The 21,677-nt window shown below is 49.2% G+C and carries 27 protein-coding genes; 11 read left to right on the top strand and 16 right to left on the bottom strand.

What is annotated here, in order from left to right:
• Positions 1–566: 566 nt before the first annotated feature.
• A complete protein-coding gene (locus tag SIB58_RS10125; protein WP_197461572.1) occupies positions 567–710 on the bottom strand; it encodes a hypothetical protein in 144 nt (47 codons plus the stop codon).
• 565 nt (positions 711–1,275) lie between these two features.
• Here SIB58_RS10125 and SIB58_RS10120 point away from each other — a divergent pair.
• Together SIB58_RS10120 and SIB58_RS10115 are read left to right on the top strand one after the other, a co-directional pair.
• Entirely contained in the window at positions 1,276–1,491 is a 216-nt protein-coding gene (locus tag SIB58_RS10120) for a hypothetical protein (RefSeq protein ID WP_066911617.1), read from the top strand.
• Positions 1,491–1,841 carry a hypothetical protein gene (locus SIB58_RS10115; protein WP_066911614.1) on the top strand — a complete coding sequence of 117 codons (351 nt, stop codon included), beginning with the start codon at positions 1,491–1,493 and terminating at the stop codon, positions 1,839–1,841. Before SIB58_RS10120 ends, SIB58_RS10115 begins: the two co-directional genes overlap by 1 nt.
• Here the strand turns inward: SIB58_RS10115 and SIB58_RS10110 are convergent.
• Entirely contained in the window at positions 1,834–2,037 is a 204-nt protein-coding gene (locus SIB58_RS10110; RefSeq protein ID WP_074159387.1) for a hypothetical protein, read from the bottom strand. The two genes, SIB58_RS10115 and SIB58_RS10110, sit on opposite strands and share 8 nt — an antisense overlap.
• A gap of 213 nt (positions 2,038–2,250) precedes the next feature.
• Here SIB58_RS10110 and SIB58_RS10105 point away from each other — a divergent pair, with 213 nt between their 5' ends.
• The 4 genes from SIB58_RS10105 (at position 2,251) to SIB58_RS10090 (ending at position 5,232) form a co-directional block, all read left to right on the top strand.
• Positions 2,251–2,514 carry a 2TM domain-containing protein gene (locus SIB58_RS10105; protein WP_066911611.1) on the top strand — a complete coding sequence of 88 codons (264 nt, stop codon included), beginning with the start codon at positions 2,251–2,253 and terminating at the stop codon, positions 2,512–2,514.
• Positions 2,515–3,267: 753 nt separating this feature from the next.
• Positions 3,268–4,029: a hypothetical protein gene (locus SIB58_RS10100; protein ID WP_066911608.1), complete on the top strand. Its 762-nt coding sequence runs from the start codon at positions 3,268–3,270 to the stop codon at positions 4,027–4,029.
• 543 nt (positions 4,030–4,572) lie between these two features.
• Complete coding sequence (locus SIB58_RS10095) at positions 4,573–4,866, top strand: 2Fe-2S iron-sulfur cluster-binding protein (protein WP_066911722.1); 294 nt, start codon at positions 4,573–4,575, stop codon at positions 4,864–4,866.
• A gap of 105 nt (positions 4,867–4,971) precedes the next feature.
• Positions 4,972–5,232, top strand: a complete 261-nt coding sequence (locus tag SIB58_RS10090; protein WP_066911605.1) for a hypothetical protein — start codon at positions 4,972–4,974, stop codon at positions 5,230–5,232.
• A 105-nt stretch (positions 5,233–5,337) separates the two neighbouring features.
• Here the strand turns inward: SIB58_RS10090 and SIB58_RS10085 are convergent, their stop codons facing one another.
• From SIB58_RS10085 to SIB58_RS10075, 3 genes are all read right to left on the bottom strand, one after another.
• Complete coding sequence (locus tag SIB58_RS10085) at positions 5,338–5,931, bottom strand: hypothetical protein (RefSeq protein ID WP_156486777.1); 594 nt, start codon at positions 5,929–5,931, stop codon at positions 5,338–5,340.
• Positions 5,932–6,167: 236 nt separating this feature from the next.
• Positions 6,168–6,335, bottom strand: a complete 168-nt coding sequence (locus SIB58_RS10080) for a hypothetical protein (protein ID WP_197461200.1) — start codon at positions 6,333–6,335, stop codon at positions 6,168–6,170.
• A gap of 2 nt (positions 6,336–6,337) precedes the next feature.
• Positions 6,338–6,805 (bottom strand): hypothetical protein, encoded by a 468-nt coding sequence (locus SIB58_RS10075; protein WP_066911599.1) that lies wholly within the window; start codon positions 6,803–6,805, stop codon positions 6,338–6,340.
• Positions 6,806–6,830: 25 nt separating this feature from the next.
• Between SIB58_RS10075 and SIB58_RS10070 the strand changes: the two genes are divergently transcribed.
• Positions 6,831–7,838, top strand: coding sequence for a carbamoyl-phosphate synthase subunit L (locus tag SIB58_RS10070; protein WP_156486776.1), 1,008 nt, complete (start codon positions 6,831–6,833; stop codon positions 7,836–7,838).
• 104 nt (positions 7,839–7,942) lie between these two features.
• On the opposite strand, the gene SIB58_RS10065 is transcribed toward SIB58_RS10070, so the two are convergent.
• Both SIB58_RS10065 and SIB58_RS10060 read right to left on the bottom strand, forming a co-directional pair.
• A complete protein-coding gene (locus SIB58_RS10065; protein WP_156486775.1) occupies positions 7,943–8,242 on the bottom strand; it encodes a hypothetical protein in 300 nt (99 codons plus the stop codon).
• A 304-nt stretch (positions 8,243–8,546) separates the two neighbouring features.
• Complete coding sequence (locus SIB58_RS10060; protein WP_082823445.1) at positions 8,547–8,819, bottom strand: DUF1651 domain-containing protein; 273 nt, start codon at positions 8,817–8,819, stop codon at positions 8,547–8,549.
• A 635-nt stretch (positions 8,820–9,454) separates the two neighbouring features.
• On the opposite strand from SIB58_RS10060, the gene SIB58_RS10055 reads away from it, so the two are divergent.
• On the top strand, positions 9,455–9,583 hold the full coding sequence (locus SIB58_RS10055) for a DUF805 domain-containing protein (RefSeq protein WP_156486790.1): 129 nt from the start codon (positions 9,455–9,457) through the stop codon (positions 9,581–9,583).
• Positions 9,584–10,667: 1,084 nt separating this feature from the next.
• Here the strand turns inward: SIB58_RS10055 and SIB58_RS10050 are convergent.
• Complete coding sequence (locus SIB58_RS10050; RefSeq protein ID WP_156486774.1) at positions 10,668–10,853, bottom strand: hypothetical protein; 186 nt, start codon at positions 10,851–10,853, stop codon at positions 10,668–10,670.
• A gap of 174 nt (positions 10,854–11,027) precedes the next feature.
• Positions 11,028–11,204: a hypothetical protein gene (locus tag SIB58_RS10045; protein ID WP_186538088.1), complete on the bottom strand. Its 177-nt coding sequence runs from the start codon at positions 11,202–11,204 to the stop codon at positions 11,028–11,030.
• Between the two features lie 1,008 nt (positions 11,205–12,212).
• Between SIB58_RS10045 and SIB58_RS10040 the strand changes: the two genes are divergently transcribed.
• The 3 genes from SIB58_RS10040 to SIB58_RS10030 all read left to right on the top strand — a co-directional run bounded on the left by SIB58_RS10040 (position 12,213) and on the right by SIB58_RS10030 (position 13,832).
• Entirely contained in the window at positions 12,213–12,719 is a 507-nt protein-coding gene (locus tag SIB58_RS10040; protein WP_197461199.1) for a patatin-like phospholipase family protein, read from the top strand.
• A gap of 8 nt (positions 12,720–12,727) precedes the next feature.
• The gene (locus SIB58_RS10035) at positions 12,728–13,564 is read left to right on the top strand and encodes a patatin-like phospholipase family protein (RefSeq protein ID WP_369813456.1); all 837 of its coding nucleotides are present in this window, start codon (positions 12,728–12,730) and stop codon (positions 13,562–13,564) included.
• Between the two features lie 70 nt (positions 13,565–13,634).
• Positions 13,635–13,832: a hypothetical protein gene (locus SIB58_RS10030; protein ID WP_074159383.1), complete on the top strand. Its 198-nt coding sequence runs from the start codon at positions 13,635–13,637 to the stop codon at positions 13,830–13,832.
• 979 nt (positions 13,833–14,811) lie between these two features.
• Here the strand turns inward: SIB58_RS10030 and SIB58_RS10025 are convergent.
• From SIB58_RS10025 to SIB58_RS09995, 7 genes are all read right to left on the bottom strand, one after another.
• A complete protein-coding gene (locus SIB58_RS10025) occupies positions 14,812–15,129 on the bottom strand; it encodes a DUF3303 domain-containing protein (protein WP_066911572.1) in 318 nt (105 codons plus the stop codon).
• Between the two features lie 230 nt (positions 15,130–15,359).
• Positions 15,360–16,628 carry an MFS transporter gene (locus SIB58_RS10020; RefSeq protein WP_066911569.1) on the bottom strand — a complete coding sequence of 423 codons (1,269 nt, stop codon included), beginning with the start codon at positions 16,626–16,628 and terminating at the stop codon, positions 15,360–15,362.
• Positions 16,625–16,810, bottom strand: a complete 186-nt coding sequence (locus tag SIB58_RS10015) for a hypothetical protein (RefSeq protein WP_066911566.1) — start codon at positions 16,808–16,810, stop codon at positions 16,625–16,627. The genes SIB58_RS10020 and SIB58_RS10015 overlap by 4 nt, the downstream gene beginning before the upstream one ends.
• On the bottom strand, positions 16,810–18,069 hold the full coding sequence (locus SIB58_RS10010; protein ID WP_066911563.1) for a flotillin family protein: 1,260 nt from the start codon (positions 18,067–18,069) through the stop codon (positions 16,810–16,812). The genes SIB58_RS10015 and SIB58_RS10010 overlap by 1 nt, the downstream gene beginning before the upstream one ends.
• A complete protein-coding gene (locus SIB58_RS10005) occupies positions 18,069–19,391 on the bottom strand; it encodes a flotillin family protein (protein ID WP_067327375.1) in 1,323 nt (440 codons plus the stop codon). Before SIB58_RS10005 ends, SIB58_RS10010 begins: the two co-directional genes overlap by 1 nt.
• A gap of 39 nt (positions 19,392–19,430) precedes the next feature.
• Positions 19,431–19,964 carry an NfeD family protein gene (locus tag SIB58_RS10000; protein ID WP_066911557.1) on the bottom strand — a complete coding sequence of 178 codons (534 nt, stop codon included), beginning with the start codon at positions 19,962–19,964 and terminating at the stop codon, positions 19,431–19,433.
• A 158-nt stretch (positions 19,965–20,122) separates the two neighbouring features.
• Positions 20,123–20,704, bottom strand: a complete 582-nt coding sequence (locus SIB58_RS09995; RefSeq protein WP_414494650.1) for a ferritin — start codon at positions 20,702–20,704, stop codon at positions 20,123–20,125.
• Between the last annotated feature and the right edge of the window lie 973 nt (positions 20,705–21,677).

The following is a 21,677-nucleotide window of genomic DNA, read 5'->3' as shown; positions in this document are numbered from 1 at the left end:
TGTTTGGATGACCGTTCATCTCAAGGTGGCCAGTGAAGCTGAAATCTCTGTCATAATAGCTGCTTATAGTGGTTGAACGTCATCCAAAGCCTTGTTGTTTTGTCTATCAGCATCTCTTTTCTACTGTTGATGTCTGTTGGCTCCAAGCTCTACGGCCCAGCTGATAGTTAAAGACTACGCTCAGATACTATGTTGATGCATAAAGGTTTCTATGTTCAGGTCTGGTCAGGAAGCAGCATCTAAGGAAGTCCTTCAAGGTTTAGACATCAATCAGCGGCATCTTGGAAAATAGGCTGATATGAAATTCAGTATTCATCCCCTACCCGTTCTATTAGAAGGACTATCGAGAACTACAGTTGTTGAGATCAGCTTGGCTTCCTCTGGCCTTTCCAGGACCATTGTTAATTCTGGAAGTCTTCTCTAAGAATCAATCAAATATTCATGAGTGGTCTTGAAGCTTAGGGAAAGAGGATGAAGGGATCCATATCCATTTCAGCAGACGTCTTGCTGGATGAGCATGCTTGCGCTGCATATCACCAGAGCGTTTTAAGCTGCATGATCTTAGATCAAATCGACTTAGGCATTAACTCAGCGACCTTGGGCATCGGGTCTGGCTTTCCATCAGCGATGGCTCTGGCGCGTAGATAAAACCAACTGCTGGTGTTTCCATCAGCCTCCATTTTCTGGGCGATAGCTTTCCAGTTGGTCATTTCGTTTTGATCCATGGAGGTTTTAGATACCAGCCAATGCTGGAGACCTGATGATGGTGCTGCGAGCTCTCCAGGTCGTGATGACCGTCACTGAGATCAGATCGGAGCTAAAGCCACCTGAACTTCAGCAGCGATCACAGCAATAGCGAGCAGTCCCAAATGGACCGCCAACATCTCGCCGCGACACCAGTAGGCGGTTGAACGGGAGACAACGTGTCTGTCTGCCGGCTCCTCCGGGCCAATCGTTATGGCACATAACCGGATCAGATTGATGGCTGCTTGATCTTTTCGATGGCATTCAGGGGTAGCAGTTCGTGTGTCTCTCTCTTTGCCTATTTTGCGTCAACCCTATGTTTCTCAGCGGGTAGGCGCTTGTATGTGCTCGTTCTGAGGCCTTTGGATCTGGCTAGATCAGATTGTTGAACATGGATAACGAGCCCTCTGCAAGGTGCTTGTTGAGGACCGTGCGTAGCTCTGAATGCAGGACCTGGATTAACGCAATCCCCCTTTCGGGTGATGCGCGCCGCTGCCATTCCGAAAGAGGTTGTGATGGGAGGAATGGCTGATGGACAAGTGCACCAAACGTTTTGTGGTTTTCGCGTGTTCTGTCGTGTTCGCGGCAGGGGTAGGTGAGGTGATCAGCCCCATCCTCGGGGGTCTGGCTTATGAGGCAAAGATGGATCGGTGTGTTGAGGCGGCCGAAGCACACGGATTGATGGCCGGTCCACCCCTGCTCCGTAACTGCGAGAGAGGGCTGTACATCGGCAAATTTGACTACTGATGGCATTTCGCTTCCGCCAACGAGCCGATCGAGATAGTCCGTATGAGGTTGACATCCGGATTGGCCCGTTGATGTCCGATCAACATGACTCACAAGAGATGACGCCAACTGCTGCTGCGCTGGCAGTGCTTCCGCCTGCGATCGCCGAGCTCCTGGCGATTCGCTCCAATCTTTCGCATGAGGTCCACTCGGTTGCTCATGAAGTCATCCAGTTCAGCACTGACATCGATGACATCGGTGTTGCTAGCCGATCAGGGTCTTTCATCGCCATGCTTGGGAGCTGCAGCCGTGAGCTCTTCAACCCACGAGCAGGAGATGTCGAGAGTATGTGCTGGTTCTGGGCTAGCTAGGAGCAGCTAGCAGAAGTGCCAACTCTCCGGTCCCACAGTGACAACCTTCCTGCTCACCGTGGCAGGGCTCCATGATTGGATGTCCTTTGGCGCAAGCCTCAGAGCAGAAGTGCTGACCACCAATCCTGATCGATAGCGATTCTTCAACGCTGCACTTGCACAGCGAGCAGTCGCATAAAAGCAGAGTTTCAGTCATCTCAAAACTCTCGAAAACGATTGATTCGGTCTACGACATCCACTGCACCATTTCTCTAGCGGTTATCCGAACTTCCCGAACTGTTGGCTGTCTGGAGTCTGGCGGTTGACCTGTGTGAGGTCCCTGTTCGGTCTTGGTGGAGTCTGGTTCACAAACAATTGAACGGGTGAACTGATCCTTGCTATACGTCTGAAAACAAGTCTGACTCAATTGATGACGGACCAAGAACGCAGAGAAGCTGCCCTCGCAAGCCTCAAGCATCGGAGGGGACTAGAGAGACAGCTCAGGATTTATGCCATCACCAACATCACGCTTGTGGTGATCTGGGCGCTGTCGGGTCGTGGTGATTTCTGGCCAATTTGGCCGATCGCTTTTTGGGGTCTGGCGTTGATCTGGCAAGCCATTTCCTATAACTATCGACCAAAGCCGATTACAGAGGATGAGATCCAAATTGAAATGCGGAGATTGGACTCCTGACCAGCAATCGGGGTTCATTTTGCGGTAAGACACTATCGGCGCCTCGCCACTTTGGAGAATTCACTCGGACGGGGGATGACCCGAACCAGCACAAATCCGAGGCTGATGGAAGGCGAACGATAGAACCCCATGTGCTGCAACCATCCAAACGCTGACCACCACTAGACCGACAAGCCACTGAAAAAGAAGCATTACACGGGCTACTCCGATTGATCGGCTCAGGGCTGATCAACTTCTAAGCCAATGCTGCTTTTGCCTGGCTTTCGGATTGGTCTTGCACTTCTGTTTTCTCATGCTTTGGCATGCCGCACTGGCTTTGTGCCTCACCAGGCAGTGCTGACGCATGGGTTGGCTAACTCAGGGTCACAGCCGATCAGTGCAAAGCGAGCCTTCATTGATTGACAAGCTTCTGAAAGCTACCCGCCCTCGCCTGATCAATGGACGTGAACGCATATGGCGCGATGACCAGTGCGATCAAAGCTTTTGGTCCTCGAGTAAGGAATTACGATTCCAAATTGATCTTGTATGACCGGTTGGTGCTTGGATGATCTTTGACAGTTGGGATTGGCTTTTCTCAAACGTTGAGCATTTGGCCTGAAGGTGAGACTCCTGTCAGTCTTTGATAACGCCTACGCAGGGCAGGAGTGATGCTACGGACCAGCGACTGGACATGAGCTGTCGGTCGGGTACTCATGGCATTTGAAGGTCGTTGCTATCACTTCTGCATAGACCTCGCAACGACAGGAGTTCAATATGCTCACTCAAATATATGAAATTCAAACACCTGAAGAAGCTGAGGCAATGATAGAGCTTGGCGTTGAACATATCGGCAGTGTGATATTGAGTGCTGATGACTGTCGACAGCCGGAGCTTTTGGATACAGTTAATGCGATTAGGGACAGCAGCTCCAAATCGTCAATCATTCCTTTGTTTGTCGATTTCGAGGTGATTTGTAATGTTATTGACTACTATCGGCCAGATATATTGTATTTTTCTGACTGCTTGTGTGACTCGTCTGGGATTTTGCCTGTGTGTGAAAATCATCTAGAGCTGCAATCCAAAGTTAGAGATAAGTATCCAGGTCTTGCTGTCATGCGTGCTATCCCAGTCGCTCAGGCAGGTCGAGGTCGGTTCTTGCCCAGCCTTAAGGTCGCAAAGCTGTTTGAACCCATTTCCGATTATTTTCTGCTGGATACTTGCATCGTTGCCGACAAAGCTGAGGCGCAGAGTGATCAACCACCTGGGGAAGGCTTTATTGGTATTACAGGCCTTGTCAGTTATTGGACGACAGCCCGTTGCGTTGTCCAGCAAAGTCGAATACCAGTGATTCTGGCGGGCGGACTATCTCCTTCGAATGTCCAACGCGCTATTCATGAAGTCATGCCTGCTGGCGTCGACAGCTGCATGCAAACAAACGCTCGAGATGCCAATGACAAACCCATTCGCTTTCAGAAATGCATGGATAGAACTCGTCAGTTTGTCGAAAATGTGCGTCACGCATCAATGCCGGCTTAATCTCATGCTTTTAATCCAAAAGTAGGTGATTAGATCACTGGCTTGCCCCCTTCCCTCGAATAGATTCCATTGACCAGTTTAACGAGGTTTCCTCCAGCTGCTTACGTGGTCTCAAGAGTTTTGAAGACCTTATTGTGTTGATCCAGTATCAGCTCAAGTTTGTTATCTCTGCGAGAATGATTAACTTTCTCCTCGACTTCTAGAGCAAGATGCACGAGGTGTCCATTTAATTTGCGGAGGTTGGCTGCGGATTGGCGAGTCATGGATAAGCCTTTATTTATATGAAAACTAATTGAAAGACTCCAGTGCTAAGGGCATGCTTAACTCAATTTAAAAAGTGTGCCCTTTATGTATTTTGCCGAACATCCTATGCAGAGATTTTTGTCGCATTTGATACTAAAACTGCTTGTTAGCTGAAGCGATGTGTCGGGTTTGGTGGTTGGTTGATGTTTGCTTTTATGCGTTTGATCCCAAAACAAACCCAAATCTTTGTTGATTGATTGGCTTGGTCGGTTGATGCTGCAGGCAGTGCATTGGTATCAAATGGCTGCTTCTACTGTCACGATGGTCACGGGTGCGGGTGAGCAGGCCTTCGCTTGTGATGACGATCAATACATCCTCGATGCAGCAGAGGAAGCAGGTCTTGATCTGCCTTACTCCTGCAAAGCAGGCGCATGCTCAACCTGTGCAGGCAGGGTCTCGGAGGGGACGCTTGATCAAAGTGATCAGAGCTTTCTTGATGAGGAGCAGACGGAGGCGGGCTTCAGCCTTCTTTGTGTCGCTTATCCCAGAAGCGATTGCAAAATCCAGGCTGAGGCTGAAGAAGTTCTCGCATAGCTGAAAGGCAACTGTTGCGTTCGGCGAAGGCCAATGTGGCCAACGATTCAGAAGATGGCCTGGAGGCGATGTCATCCGAGGTGGAATGAGTTCTAGCTTGTAGGAATGACCCGAATCCATCACTCTGTTCTGTACTGCTCGCTAGCCGTCTTCACGCTGTATGGGCTGCATGCATCTGCTCAAACCAACGAACGCCTCCTGCAAGAGCGTCTGATCAGTCCGGCCATGTATGAGCTTCTTAATCGTCGTGGTGCCACAACCAGAGCAAAGCGCATGGAAGTGGTGCAAGAAGCTTGTGCAGCGCGCGAATTGCCTCCCAGTGACTGCGAATCGATCAGCGGAACAAGAAGGCTGTATCAAGACTGACGGAGCTGGAGGCTGGCTGCTCGTTAAGGACCAGGTCACGATTTTCCACAGCAGGAACACTCTGCAAAGGGTGGAATGACAGGGCTCATGTTCACGCTGAATGATTCAGTCGGACGTCTCAGGGGCGGTGATCAGTGTCTGATCGATCTGCAGCAGCGAGCGTCCGTCTGAACCCACAAGAATCCTTGTCATCACTGAAGGAGAGCCTGCGGACTGTTCCCAGCCAGGAGCACCGCCAGGAATCTTGAATTCAAATCCTTCAGGCCCCGCGTGGACCAGGCAGGGATTATTGGATGCACTTTCATACATGCAGATTCCAGGGCGATAAATTCTCAGGCCGCCATTTCTCCGGGTCGCAGCACCTCGGGCAAGATTCATCGCTCGCCGTGCGGCAAATGGATCATTGCGTACATAGCGATTCACGACTTCTGGATCGGGAGACAGTTCGGCGTACGGGCTTGGTCCACTGCTGATTTCCGGATCTGTGAATGGCTGTTCAGCACCGTCTTCAGGGGCTTGATCAGGCGAGGTGATCGTGGGTTCTGTCAGGGTGATGCGTTCACAACTCACCTCTGGCGTACTGAGATCGATCAAACTTGCTGCCACAGGGCGTCGAGTGTCTCTCTCGAAGCATTGATAGTTCATCACATCGCTCTGCGCGGTTTGCGCTGTCGTGATCAGCAAAGCGGCTGATCCCATACAAAGGCTCAGCGATTGCATTGACATCCTTGAAGTTGTTTTGTTCAAAACGTAGTGAGTTTGAGATGTTCTGGTTAAAGGCGGTGCTGATCGGTACCGCACCCGCGAAGACTTTCCCTTATCAGACATGTTGTCAGCCCCATCGCTCTAAGGAAGCCACGGCTGTAAGGAAGCCACGGCTGTAAGGAGACCACGGCTGTAAGGAAGCCATGGTGGATTGCAGCAGCTTGTTGATTTCAGAAAAGGGCAGGATCAATCTCAGCTTCAGGATTCAGTTTGAGAACCATCCATAGCAACATCGCGATACAGGCTCTGTCATCGGCTCCGTAGTCGTATTTCCAGTCGTTCACCATTGCGGTCAGCTCATGCTGCGCGCTGGCGATGAATTCATCTGTCCACTCCATGGTCACCTCTCTCGTGATTGGACCTCGCCCTCAAGTCTTGGAGGAGGCCCTCGACACGACTCTGCCTGTCGCAACAGATCTCTGAACATCCTGGCAAACACTGGTCGGGCATTGATCCATCGAGGTGTCTTTTCTGCAAGCAATTGGCGTTCTCTCTGATCCTCCGGTGACTTCTTGCCAGGAGGAAGCTTTGCTGACCTGACTTGATTAGCCCCCATCTGTCGTAGTGCGGATGAACTACAGCAGAGAGGAGTGACGAAGGAGTGGGATTTGATGGACTGAGTGGGAGCCTCGGAACTGGACAGGAGTCGGATCTGTCTGACTTGCCAGTACTGGGGAAAAATGCGGCCGGCAACTTCCTTCAGCAGCAGCTCCAGCAGGGTGATCACCTGAAGCACCGCTGCCGCCACTGGAGCCCCTTCCTGGCAGAACCGGGCCAGATGGAAGCTGCCTGGACCAGGGTGAGGCATGATGCGCAGACTTTATGCCAGTCCAATGCTCCGTCGCATCTCCATTGGACTGCTGGTTTCTGCGGTTGCCATCGCTCCGCTCCCCTTGAAAGCACAGGACGGCATGCCTGAGGATCGAGGCGATGCGATCAGCATCAACTTCAAGGATGTCGTCAGGTTCAACTGGGGGTTCCAAGGTGCATTGCAGGATGCTGGAGTGACAAATCGAATAGGTGCTGGTTTTTTCTATCCTTTCTATGTCAAGCCCAATAAAGTCTGGTTTTTAGACAGTAGATTTGATCTGAATTTAGGCGATTACAATATAAACCCTGAATATCTTAGTTCCAGTATTAATGACGTGCAGGTTCAGGGGGTTTCAATATCAACATCAACTCGGCTCGGATATAGATGGATTGATCGTCATTTGAATCGTGGCTTTGGTATTTCGGCTGGATACGACAGCAGACCCTTGATCGCTGGTTTTCCGATGGATGAATTCATCAAAGAATCAACTGCTTTCCGAGGAGGACCGCAGACACAGTTTTTTCAACAGCTTGCGCTAAGTGCAGTAACAGCAGGGGAGAAATCGAAAGTTTCAGCGTATGGCTTATTTCCAATTGGTGAATATGGAATTGGATCTAATAAGGTCGCAGCTATTTACGGCTTTTACGGAGCATCACCACTCATGACGACTGGGGTTGATGTCGAATATGAGGTGTTCCCCTCAATCAAGGTTTTAACAGGCTTTTACTATCAATCAAATGAATCAGAGCCGCCACTCTATGTTGACCCCGTCTCGGGTTTTGGGTTCAAGGCACAACTTACAGGAGACGTCAACGATTATTCCAGTATTTATGCAAGAATGACACGCGACTTGAATTTTAAGACAAGGTATTCAGCAGGATTTATTGTTAGATTTGGTAAAGAGGGCGATCAAAGTAAGAATAATGGCCTCGTAGAGTTTGTCAATTCTTCTCCTGATTATCGATATGTGAGAGTTAACTGCTCTGAAGCAAATCCAAGTCGTGCAGAAGATGAGCAGTGTGGCGATTAACTGTTCTGTGCATTGAAATCATTGATTACGTAAATAAGTTTATTAATCACTTGGCACATATGGCGTTTGCATCTTTCACATGTTTTAAAATTTTTCAGGCATGTCTAACAGGTATAGGGTCCATTCAGCAGTGAGCACACTAAAGCAGAGATAGATAAAACCATATTGAAATTCAGGCGCGTTTTAAATTGGCGATTGCGGCCAATCAATACTCGGTCAGCGGCAGCGATCAGTTCAGGTTGGCCTGCATCGTTAACGTGATGCAGCACATCGGTCATGCGATTGTTGCCGATGAGCAGGCAGACATCCCGTTCATTCAGGCTGATGTCGTCAGCCGTATGGGTCGTTCGATAGCGAGTCAGGCTTCTCATCTTGCTGCGCTCGCGGTACTTCTCTGAACCCATAGAAGTGCATGGAAGACAGCATCCGATGATTTCTGGAGAGGGTTCTGAGGTCGTCGCCTAATAGTTCTACCCAACTCTGTCAGCTTCTGATGCAAGCTACAGGAGTGGATCTGAATGGTTTTATTCCGTTCAATTAGGAAGATGGTTTTACGATCACCCATGCCATAACTCCGGCAATCTTCTCAGCCAGTGGAGGATCATGATCATGGGGGTAGACATGGTCTGAGACGTCGTCTGGATGACGCTCATCCTGATCGTTGAACAGATCGATGAATCATTCATGCCACCACCCGGAGCCACCAACTCAGCGCACCGGTGGATGGCATCGACGCCAGCCGACCATTTGCATGTTTTTCCAGGCTTCCACGGCGTTATGCCGGAGCATGCGCCTCTGGCTCTGCGGGACCGGTGGATGGGGTCTCACCCAGCGGTAAGTACTCAAGATGACCCACTGGCCATGACCAGTTGGGTTGTCATTGCTGAACCTCACCAGTAGCTGTTCATCACCATTCACCAGCCACCCTTCCCCTTCAGGCTTTGGTGGGGATTCGTGAGTGGCACGATAACGATTCGGCATGTCTGCAGTCTGACGGTCAGGAGGTTTGATCCGGGGCAGAGAAAGTCCTCAGGGGAGGTCGCCCTTGCGGTTAATCAGCAAACGGTCGGCCAGATCGAGTCTGCTCATCTCTTTGAGCAGCTGCGCGTAGTCAATCTCTGGTCTCGGCCGAAACTTGGTTGATGCCATTGGTGTCTCCGAGTGAACCTCACTCGGTCTATGCCCGTTCAATCACCCCTGGAAGGGGGTCAACCGTCCTCTGTCGTTCGGTTTCAGGACCTTTCCTGAAGTGGCCTACAAGGACAGAGTCGCTGGCTTGATGCACCCGAGCAAATGATCAGCATTTCAGACTGAATCGCTCCCGATGGGCTGTTCTCATTGCCTTTACAGATCAATTCGGCGTGTTGGCTAAAACTGTGTCAACGCTCACGGCACCAAAAACCAAGGCCCCAATTGAGGCTCATAACACTGTCTGGTTTAAGTCTTTGACAAATGGCGGTGGAGCGACGAGATCTGAGTTTTGGTGGTTCACATTTCTAACAACGATTGTCTCGATCGTGTTATGGGGGATTGGGACTCTTGAACTGAATCTCCTGAATACCAATTTTTTTGATGTTTTTTCAATCATCTATTCGATCGCTGGGATCTTCACGTAGATTTCTCTTTTTATTCGCAGGCTTCGTGATTCAGGAAAGAGTTGGCTATGGCTCTTCATTAGCTTTATTCCCTTGATTGGTGGTCTATGGCTTCTTTGTTTGATGCTTCAACCCAGTGTTTTGGTATGATCCAAGTTATGGTTTTTAAATGTGAAAGAATAAATGCATTCTAAGGATTTCCTTTTGGGCGAAGCGCAGTATGCCATTGCGTTTTGATCAACAACAAGATGTCTGTAATTTGTTCGGAGTGCGTCAATTGACAGACTTTCTCAACTGGATCAGGACTCGATACCTTGTTGATATGCTCTGCATGACCAACTTCATTGGCGTTTGGGGTCTAAGGAGGGCCTTTCCTCAAGCTGGGGAGGCTCACCTTCGAACTGCCGTAAGGCTTTGAAAAGTGCATTGAAGTAGGGGAAAAGCCAGACCACGATTCCAAAAACTGTCCCCCAGGCGAGCCAGGTTCCTAGGAGGGCGGTAAAGCCCATTCCAGGGTTTCCCTCTTAGAAATGATTGAGAGCCAGAGGCCAGCCAAAAGCTAGTAGTGCAATTTTAACCAGTGCACTTTTCTCTGATTTTTCCATTGCCTTTAAGCAGCTGCTCATCTTTCTAGCATTGATAGATATCAAGAGCAGCCGGGTTGTCGTCGCTGATACCAAGAACTTCTCTTGTCCCTAACATCTTCCAATGGCTTTCAGTGTTGTTATGATTGGGATAAATCATCCCTCAATTTCCATCTAATGTTGATGCGAATAGGAATAGCCAGGCTGGACAATGATGGGTTCAGAGTTTAGACGCATTGAGATACTAGGTTGCTGATAAATATTAATCCGCGCTTGTTTGCATTGATTTTCTTCTTTATAGCCCTGATTAATCATTGCTTTAGAGATTAAATATTTTCCTACAGTCTCGTAAAGTGACGACGCATTGTACATTTTTTGAATGCGTGTCAAAGACTCGATAGGTTTTTCCTGTGGCCATGCATTTTGTGCGAGCACTGACAAATGCTTTGAATTCCGTTTTATATTGAATCTCTGGAATCCATACTTTTTGCTCGGAAGATGCATCCTTCAATCGCTCGATGGTATACATGAAATTATCGCTACATCATTCATCTTTACAATGAACGAAGCAAATGGGTGAAATTCACAGCTTCTTGTTGGGATCATCGATGTAACAGGCCATGCAGTGCGGGCTAGCTCTGGGAAAGATGTCAGAAAAAGTTGGTTGAGCTGCTGATGGCATTGTAATCCTTATTGATCTGGTCTGAATACATGCTTCGTGTCATTTCCAGCTTGGTAGAGAGCCAGACGTGATCAAGCGTAGCTTGATCACCTTGTTTCGCTGTTGTCGTGAAGCGATCCTGGATGGCTGTGGTGTACGGCGTGTCAAGGATCATGAGCCGCAAGCACATATCATGGGCATTTCATGGCAGGTGCTATCAGTTTGGTTGAGCCATTCACTCTGGTGAGTTTGTGCGGAGCACTGTTTGCTTGTTCGACTGGAGATGCGTGCTTCCCCTGATATTTCAGTTGGCTCCGTCTTCTTGAGACGGCCTACCCATCTGCACTGACTACAAGCCTTGTGATTGGCGGATTGCCCATGCACTTGCAGCTTGCTGTTGCTGCCATGCCATCAATAGATCTTTGGCAATCGAACGAAGTTGCTGTACATCTTTTGAGCTGTCGATTTCCCTGGAGAATTTTTCAATTTCAAACTTTTGGCCCAGAGTCAAAGCAATCGGTTCCATAACAGCTTTTGGCTTGGCGCACAGAAGTTAACCCAGATGTTCTTGGGGAGCAAATCTCAAACGTAGTCGTTGCAACCATTTCGGCAGATCGATGCTCGAGTGAATCCATTGTGTTGATTACAAAGCGTTGCCTGAATGAGCTAATCATTGCCATTCGATCTGCTGACTCGCTTAAAAAGGATTACCCCATCTGACTTCGATGCATTATTCCTGGCAGAAACATCTTGAACTTTCCAGGGTTGTATCGAATGCTGCAGACAAAGATAGTGGCATTGGTCTCGCTCTTATGGGAATTGCGCTCACGATTCTTGCTAAGGATCTCTTGATGTATGAGATGCGGTCGTCAGTAAGCAGTACTTGTCGGGAAATCGGCCTCAGTTAAACGTCAATGCATGCTCATTTGTGGAGTGTTGTCCATGACTTCTGGTTTTGAGGTTCCGTCTTGAACAGCTAAGATCAGTTTCTATATCAATCAGGCCATGCTTGTAGTCATTGTTGTCTTGAGCAGATAGTAGTCAGTTATACCGATCAGGTCGCAAGCCTTTGGCTCTCAGCGGCTGACTCCGTCAGGCCTGTTAGCCAAGACCAACGGACCTGATTTTCTCCTCACTTTTGCGACCAGATGTTGAGGTCCTGCAGACCATCTGATGTTCAGTTACACGACCAAAGTAGCGGGATCAATGGATGTCAATGAATGTTTCGCCGTTTCAGCGGGTGGAGATGAAGTGTCTCTTCACGTCAGTAAAGCTGAGGGTTCTCAGCCTCAGCGCAGGCGATTTTTAAATTCTCGCTGCGTAAGTCAGTGTTCAGTAATGCTTAGACATCCAAGGATAAAAGTCGAAATGATCATCTAGATGAATGATGTCTCATAAGGATCTCTCATCTATCCTGAATGATGAGATGAGACGACCTGGCAAAAAGAACTATTGCTTGCGTGAAACTATGTATAGCTTCTTTTGTGTGACAACTTATTGTCTTGTATAGAATAAAAATGCTTAACGGAAACTGATGAAAAATAGACATTCCTGGCACTTCTGGTTGTGGATCTCAGCCTCCTTTAGTCTTGGTGCTATTTCGATACTTGTTTTTGCTGTGTTGGCTTACTTCGGTGCAGGCGCATTTAATGCCAAGAATCGGTTGGCAAAGCGAGTCAACATCGCTCAGGCTGAACTTATTCAGCGGCGTAAGCAGGAGATGACCGAACTTCTGGAACGTAAGCGAAGATCGGCAGAGAACTTGGTTGATCGAATGTACAACAGATATTTAGATAATCCAAATGCAACGATGGATTTTTCGGTGATATCTGGAGGGGGAGAAAACGGAGCCTTCGGATCAGGGTTCCTTGTTGGCTGGTCAAGCGATACGGATAAGGCTGGATTAATGCCGGTATTTGATGGTGTGACCGGAGTTAGTGCCGGTTCTCTTATTGCACCCTTTGCTTATATTGGTACAAAAGAAAGTCTTGAAAATATTAATTATTTTTTCGGAATACTACTGAGGATTTTGTTGTCCTAAGAAAGCCGATTTACTCATTGCCAAGCAACATGAGTTTGGCTCGAGTTCCAGGCTTGGAAAGGGCGGTCGGCGAAGCATTTGACCAATCAACCGCTCAGCAAATTGTCGACAAAACCAGCCCTGGTAGGCTCCTGCTCATTCAGTCAACAAACTTAGATTGGGCATTTCCAGCTGTTTTTAATTTTGTAACAGCAGCTAAGAAGTCTTTGGCTGAAAACAATACGGAGTCAATGACTGATGTTGTTCTGGCTTCAGCCGCCATCCCAGGGATGTTTCCCCCTCGCGAAATGAACGGTTTTCTATATGTGGATGGAGGAGTGGAAGGAAATTTTTATTATGGAAGTCATCCCTCAAAACCTGTGAACACTTTTGGCGGTATTTGGAAACGAAAGCATCCTGATATTCCAATTCCTAAGACCCGTTACTGGGTGATCATCAACGGTAACCTCAGGGAGTCGCCTAAAACCAGTGAAACTGGATGGGCAAGTATTGCTTCGCGAAGTCTTGAAGTTTCTGTTGGCTCAGACCAAGTTGTAGCGCTGAGACAACTTTACTCAATTGCAGATCTCACCCAACTTCGTGGTCTTGGTCAAGTCGAGGTGCGTTGGATAGCGATCAATGAACCTCTCAAAGATGGTGTTTTCCCGAAAATATCTGATAATAAGCAGATGCAGCGATTGTCTGATCTTGGTGAACGCTTGGTCGCGATCCGAATTCCTGGAACTCAACCTCACCTTGACGTCTTGACAATGCGATCTTTTCTTTTGATGATGATTTTAAGCGCTGTGAGCGGACTCCTCTTGTTCTCCAATCGTATGAGCAATAAGCAGCTGATGAATTCCTAAAACGGTAGGAATCGTTACGACATGGCCAGGTTCGCTACTGCCACGACAAAAATGTCATCGCTAGATCTCAATGGACTCTCAAACCCTTCTTGCAAGAACTACCAGGGGAACTGCGCTGCACAAATGCAATGATGGTTTTTTGGTTTGTGATCCTGACGGGCAATGCAATTTTTGTGTTGATTTATACATAGCTGAAGAGTTGGTTCGTGAATTAGATGATGGATTTGATTATCCATATTCTTCAGGTTTTCATGAGATCATGCATTAAGAGCAGCAAACTGGTTGACCTGGTGATTTGGGCTATGTCAAGGCGAGGGTTCGCCAGGATCTGAGTTTCTGGCTGCTCTCATTTTGGTAAAAAACAAAGACCTCCTTGTCAATTGACTTCTGGTGCATTTCCGATCAGCCGCTGTTGAAAGATCAGGCTCTCCCTTTTTCTCCTGAGTCGATATCATCAGGAAAGACAGCGTGGCAGGTGTGATGCGCTATAAACATCTATCGATTCCAGTAAGCTATTGCTGATTCAAGATTCATTCGACTGCCATTCTTCCAACTTAAAACAATACAATCCAAAGTTGTCGCTGACTTGCGGCGATCACCTTCCTTAAGAGACAGGTAGTCGCGGTGTGGTGTATTGATTAATCCAAAGCTTGTATAAAACATTTGCTTTCATATCCTCGTTGTCGTGGCTTAGCTAGCAGTTCATTGATAGGGCTGTTGAAATGTCCACCATGACACGAATTTCACGACCTCAGCTGGCTTTCTGACACGCTGTCAATCAATCTAAAATCTGCAGTCAAACAGTCTTATAAAGATCGAATAAAAGTAATCAATTGATCTGCTCTCAGTGCAATTCAATTAATAATCTTTTGTTGATAGGTAGAATGCAGCGAATAGGATTGCAAGCAGGACAAGAGGTTCCATGGAGCTTTGTCTGAACTTGTTTATGGTGCGACTGCATTGATTTTTAATCCGTCACCGATGAGACTTTTTACACGTGATCCAGAATGAAATTAAAGTAAAAGGCCGGATTTCTCCGGCCTTCATCCCTCTATTGACAAGAACGACTCTCGTTAACCTCTGTTTTGGATCGGGTCGATGGGTTAGTGCTCAGCCATCGGACAAGCTGGTTCTTGTTGTTGGCTCGTCAGAGGTATTGATAGGAGCTGGTCTCAACCTATGAAACGCAAAAGGAAGATCTTTGAATACGTAGAAATTCTGCTTTGTCCATGATGGAGAGCGTTTGCTTATTCAGCGTTAGCCGCGGCTTGGACCCCTGGCCACATTGCTGCAAACTCAGAGTCAGAGACAACCGGTGTTATCTCAAATTTGATACCGAATTCTTTGATCCAAGGGGAGAGATGAGCCCAGACTTTGCCAATATCGCTTGCCACGGCAATGGCCATTCCTCTGCCAGCAATGGGATCACATACGCGATACTTCAGTTCAAAGCCTTCAAATTTGTCGCCTGGACCACCTGAATTGATGTATTCGGCAAAAGGAGGGCAAGCTTCCCAGGAGCCTGCAACGGTTGGGAAGTTCCAGACAATCAGATAGTGCTGCACGAGGTTCTGTTAAAGGCAGCCCTTCGTAGCAGAAACCATCATCATACAGAGTTGCGGTTGATTCATTCTTGTGTGCTCCGCATCAGGCTATTGACACTCGCGCACCCCCCAAGGTCAGGTTTAACACTTTAAATCTTATGTATTAACTTAATCAGTTTGGCAAGGAGATCATTGGTTGTTAAATGTTCATCTTGACACGGTGACCACTCTTTGGATGTCCCGATGAAAAATTAAACGCTTGAATTGCTGTTTTGCTGCCATTCTTGCTTTCTAGATATTGAGTATTGAATCCATTCAAGGGTAAACTGAATGGCTACAGCTGCTATTCCCAGGATCAAAATGATATCAATATTTTGTTTTGCAAGGCTTGCTGTCGCAGACGAGAAAATGATGAAGCCTAATGCACCTATTGATGTGGCAGTCGACCACGATCGACGTTGATCGTCCTCGTTGCAGAGTTGTCCAAGTCGATCAAATGTGAGCGTACCTGTCATCATGTCCCAGACTCCGATCAGGAAAATGGAGGCGGAGAGTATGAAGACATTCTCTGAAGCTCCGAAAAGGATGACTCCCAGCAACCCAATAATTGAGATCAAAGCCAGGAATAGTCTTGTTGTTAATTTTGAGGGGACTATTGACGGAATTAATCCGCCAATGATTAAGCCAATTCCGAATAAACTGTCTACACTGCTTGATATCATGGGTGTCAGCCCGACTTGCTTGATCGCCACCAATGGCTCATAAAGAATTGCAGGTACCTGGCCAACCTGCATCATTGCAAAGCCCAGGATGATCACCAGTATGAGTGGTTTTGATCTCAATTTGCTGATCTTTTTTTGTTCGTTTTGGCTTAATTCTGAAGTGGTTGTGCTAACAGATGCTGGCTGTCGTCTGTTTCTTGTAACCAGCTTCAGTGTCGGCAGACTGAGAATAATCGTTAATATGGCAAGAACATTCCAGGATGAGGGCGCAGATGTTGGAGAAAATAAGCCGATTGCAATAGCTCCTAGTAATGATCCGACACCACCTCCACACATGATCAGGCCCGTCGACTTTCTTCTCAACTGATCTGGGACATGCTCCAATGCCAGCGTTGGAAGGCCAGAGACAACATGGGCAGCGCCCCAGCCGCAAGTCAGTCTGAGGATTGATTGACTGGTGAAATTAATCAATCTTCCTTCCAGAATAATTGAAGCGATAATTGTGATTATCGCTGTCAACACATATCTGATTGATGCTTCTCGACTTTTCACGTACGACTGTTGAATGCATCCTGCTAGATAGCCGAACATATTGATGGCGGCAAGTTTGCCGATGTCTTCGACAGTGATCCATTTTGCGTCTGCCATCAGACTTCCAATGATTCCAAAGTCAAATCGAACCAGACCAAGCGCGATTGCAATTCCGAAGCATCCTCCAAGCAGATCAAACCACCAATGCTCCCAATTGATTTTCATTTGTTGATGCTCATAGTTGCAGTGATGTGAACCCTGAATCATTCATTGGTGCTGATCAGATCCCAAGCCTGAGTTGTTTGGCTTGGTTTGCGAATGTCAACAGCAGCTGCTGTATTGGCGACTGTCTGTGCAGCAAAATTTTGATTTTGTGCAGCAAAGAGGTTCATGTTCGATTTGCTTTGTTTCACCTTCGGCTCATGTGACTGATTGATGTGGTGTGTCATCAGCTGGAAGCAGGGTCGGATCCAGTGTTTGGAGCCTGATTTATTGATGTTTTGTTGCTGGTATCGGTTAGGTGTAATCCCGTGCTGTCTTGAAGTTGGCGCAGCAAGGTGGCGATCGAGAGGTTCATTTGTCCATCACGCTCTCCTATCAAGGAAACCTCTTCCACTTCGATGGGCTGTACCGTACCGCTCAGCATCGTGAGTAGTGGCTCCAGCTTCTGCAGCAGGAACAGACGTTTGGCATCAGAGCCGGACCGTTTGAGTGAGGTCACGAGTTCCTTAAGGCCCTCTGCTTGCGATCTTCCCTGCTCAACAATGGAAGCTGCTGCACCCTTTGCATCCGCCATCATTGTTTCGCATTCAGATTCTGCAGGTGCAATCACATCGGCTTCGAGCTGCTGCATCACCTGCTTGATCCGTTCTTCCTGGACCGGTAATTCAGCTTCAGCACGAGCCAGTTCAGCGCCCACCTTTGCATCGACTTCGGCAACCAGAGCATCTCGGCGAGTGAGTGCATCCTTGATGCGCTTCTGAGCATTAGCAGTCGCTACAGCGAGCTCTTTGTCGAGGCGACGCAGCGATGTGATGCGTTCATTTTCAGCTTGCTTTACCGCTGATTGAGAGGTGGCTTCCGCTTCTGCGATCCGAGAGTCCCGTTTCAGTTCGACCAGTTGTTTGCGACCGATTGAATCCAGGTAGCGCACATCATCTGAGATGTTTTGGATCTGGAGAGTGTCGAGGACCAGTCCTAGCTTCTGGAGATCATCCTCTGCCTCTTCCAATAAGGTTCTGGCAAATGTGATCTTGTCTTCATTGAGTTGTTCCGGAGTTAGGCTTGCCATCACACCTCGCAGATTCCCTTCCAGTGTTTCTTTGGCAATGTGACGAATTTCATCCTGAGTTTTGCCAATCAGGCGTTCGATCGCGTTGTGGATTCCAGGTTCATCACCCGAAATCTTGATGTTGGCGACTCCGGCGACATTCAATGGGATCCCTCCTTTGGAGTAGGCGTTCTCCACACGCAACTCGATGATCATGTTGCTGAGGTCGAGTCGCATCACCTCTTCAAGAACGGGGATGCGCAAAGCACTGCCTCCCCTCACGGTGCGATAGCCCACCTTGCGCCCATCTCCGGTTGTTTTGCCCAAGCCAGCAAAGATCAGTACCTCGCTGGGCTGACAGATGTAATAGAGCTGACGCAAAAGCACGACAAACGCCCAAACTCCTGCGGCTCCAGTGAGACCAACTGCAAAAAACATCACTTCACTCCAGTTGAGGACAAGGTTCCAATCAGATCAACGCCAAGGATCTCCTTGACCTGCTCGAAGAATTGACGAACCACTTTGTGGTTCAAGGCCACCAGGCTGGCCAGGCTCGACGCGTCATTGCCATCGAGCGACGTGATGCGTTTGAGCTGCAACTGGGCGGGCAGTCGTGTTGCTTGCTGAAGCACCATCTCAATCTGTTGCAGCAGGAAGACAAGCTCAGCTGTGTTGCCGGCATCTTCCCAGACCTGAGTGAGCATGTCGTTGACCAGGGCGCTGGCTTTGACATCCTCTGCAGTGGCAGCCGCCTGACCACGAGCCCGCAGTTCCTGTGCTTTTTGCTGAGCCTTCGATGGAAGAACTGCTTCAGCTTTCAGACGCAGACGCTCCAGCTCAGCGCGTACCTTCTGTAGTTGTTGCTCAGCACGAGCTCTGGCCTCCAATTCGGCGGCTTCAGTCCGCTCCTCCTCCGAGCGGGCCTGTTTCTCCATCTGGGCGACTTTGGTGCGAACCTCGTTGTCTTTTTCAAGCACCACAGTGTCAGCTTCTGTGCGGACCACCTCAGCCACCTCCTCCATCTCGGCTTCAATCCGTTCGGCTTGACCGATGGCTTCTGCTTCAGCGATTTCAGCGTCTCGCACGATCTGGGCTACTCGCCTTCGGCTGATCGAATTGAGGTAGTCGACATCGTCATAGACACTCTGAATCTTCAGGGTGTCGAGCTGCAGCCCCAGCCTGCGCAGATCCTCGCCGACTTCATCGGCGATCTGCTCAGCAAAACGCAGGCGGTCTTCATTGACCTGCTCAGGGGTCAGCTGCGCCAGAACACTGCGAAGGTTGCCCTCCAGATTTTCCTTGGCGACCTGCACGATCTCCTTGTTATCACGGCCGAGAAATCGTTCGATCGCGTTGTTGCGGACCTCCGGGTCAGTGCTGACTTTGACATTGGCGATCGCCTGAATATTGAGAGGAGTACCGCCCTTGGAATAGGCGTTATTCACCTCCACCAGTACTGGCAGCAAGGTGACGTCCATGCGACGTGCTGTTTCAAGAATCGGTTTCACAAAGGTGCAGCCGCCATTGGCTACGACGCGGTAGCCCTTGACCCCCTGATTGCCCTGATTGGATTTGGAGCCGGTCACCACCAGCATTTCATTGGGCCTGCAGATGCGGATCATCCAGCGGCTGATCAGGGTGAGTGCGACGATCACCACAAAAACGCTGGAACCGATCGTTACCACTGCCGCGGCAGGGTTACTGCTGGGTTGTCGTTGGGCAAGAACCGGCACCGGTTCGATTGCCAGGCTGTTGTGCATGCCTGGGAAGGCGACTGACCTTCCCTAGCCAGGCTCCAATCAGCTGACCATGTCCATGGCATCCACAATCAATGTGTTGCCCTCACAACGCAAAATCACCACGTTCTGGCCTCGCTCCAAAGGACCACAGGCACTGCGAGCTGCTCGTCGCACCAGACTGCCACGCACCGATGTCTCCACAAACCCACGCTGACGTTCATTCAGCGGCAGGGTCACTTTGGCTTCCAGTCCGATCAGGTCTCCGGAAAGCACGACCGTATTGGCATCACGCCGAGCCAGAACGCGCAGCGTAAGCGAAGCACACAACCCCAGGCCGACTCCAATCAGCAGTGCGATGGGCAGATTGAAGCGGGAAGCTGTTGTTCCTGCGAACAACTGCAGCAATAACCCACAGAGCCCAAACCCGGCCAGTGAAAAAGACCAGAACGATGTGCTGAAAACAACAGCAGGATTGCCACCTTCAGCGATTCCGCTCGCAGCATCGCCATCCATGATGCTGTCCGATTCACCAGCGATCGAAAGCGTGATCAACACTCCGCCTGCGATGAGGCAAAAGAGATAGGTCCAGGTCATCGGCGTCGACTGGAAGAAGTTTCATCATGGGCATGATTGCTGTTCGGGAACAGCAGCCTGTTGTTCATTTCAGAGTTTTTGTTGAAAAATCCTGCCAGGGCAATCAAAAGCCCCGCCTCAAGCGGGGCTTGTTGCTGAGTTGGAGATTGATCAGCTGATCAGCCTTCGAGTTTGGCGGGCTCGGCCTCGCCTTCCCTCAGTTCGGCGTCGATGATCATCACAGCAGCAGGGTTGCCGGCAGCGAACTTGACGCGGCCCAGCAGATAGGCGGCTTCGTGCTCAGAAAGACGCTGAGCATCAACGATTGCGTCGAGGAACACAGTCGTGCGGCGGTCAATGTCCTTTTCAGCAGTGCCGTAAAGCTGCAGCACCGAGGCGGTCACATCAGCTTCCATGCGGAAGACATTGGCGATCACCTGCTCCACATCAGGCCATTGCTGGCGGGGTGGTTCGATCGTGTCGAGCACAGGGCGCTGACCTCTGGAGATCAGATAGTCAGCAAACTTGGCGGCGTGCTCCTGCTCCTGCTTGGCTTCATCACGCAGATGCTCGGCAAAGCCGGTCAGTTCACGTTCAGCAAACCAGACAGCAGCAGCGAAGTAATCAGCAGCTGACTGACGCTCAAGGTTGAGATGGGCTTCCATCAGGTCGAGCAGTTCGCTGGACATGGGTTCGGCCATGGCCCGGCCTGCAGGACCGACGGGAATGGTGATGGTGGCCTGGGTGACGGAATTTGTCATTGCGTTGTCCTCTGGGAGGGATGCATCAGTTCTACATCACAAAACAGCGAAAGATATGCGTAAAAACCGAACATTAGTGGATCAAAATATGCTTTTGAGAATCACATTCAAGAGCCTCAAATATGCTTTTGAGAATCACATTCAGCAGTGCAAATCTGCTGCTGAGAATCAGTTTCGTTTGCGGGGCGGGACGGATGGCGGCCGGCGGCCTGCGGCGCTCAATCGCTTGAGACCGAGTCGGTTCAGCCCCAACTGCATCAGCGTCAGCTGCTGCTGCAGTGAATTCCGGCTTCGACTGTTCATCTCCGCAGAGCAGGGTCGTCAGAGTGCATTCATCGACGTTTCAGACCATCAGTCGGGCCTGTGCTGCCCGCTTGGTGCAGATGGTCAGAGCCCTGTTGGGGTTTACGGGCTTTCGCTTCGGTCATGGGTAAAGATGCTCATGGTTCCTCACCTGCTGAATCATTTCCGCTTGGTAAGGGTTCAGTTGCCACTTGTTCGGCTCCAATAGTAAAAGCCTGGGTATCTTTTGTGCTAGATGAGTAACTCGAATGCGTGGCGTAATCACGAAAAGCCTGCTGATATTTATTGATGTTGTATTAAGTGATAGGGAACACATGATTGAGAGGATTCAAAGTGGTATCGCTAATCGAGGCAAGTCATTTCTTGCTTCGATCGTTTTGGCTCTGTTTGTGTTCGGCGTTGTTCAGATGCTCACCAGCGCTTGACCACATGTTGTCTACTCTGATCTCCAAGCCTGCATGGACGTCGCTATGAGTCGACCCATTGTTCAGGGTGACCTGTCGTCGGTGCTGTGAAGCTCTGGGGTGATCATGTTCTTGTCAACACTGTCTTGATCGCTCATAGGGGCAATCCTTGCAAGGTTTATTCCCAATCCAGGAGTGCTTCCGCGTTGCAATGCAGATTACTTAATTCAACGCGTGTCAGCGTGTTGAGCTATTGAATGAAAGTC

The organism is Synechococcus sp. MIT S9504 (assembly GCF_047497135.1).
Classification (GTDB): Bacteria; Cyanobacteriota; Cyanobacteriia; order PCC-6307; family Cyanobiaceae; genus Synechococcus_C.
This window is presented reverse-complemented; position numbering and strand designations above follow the sequence as displayed.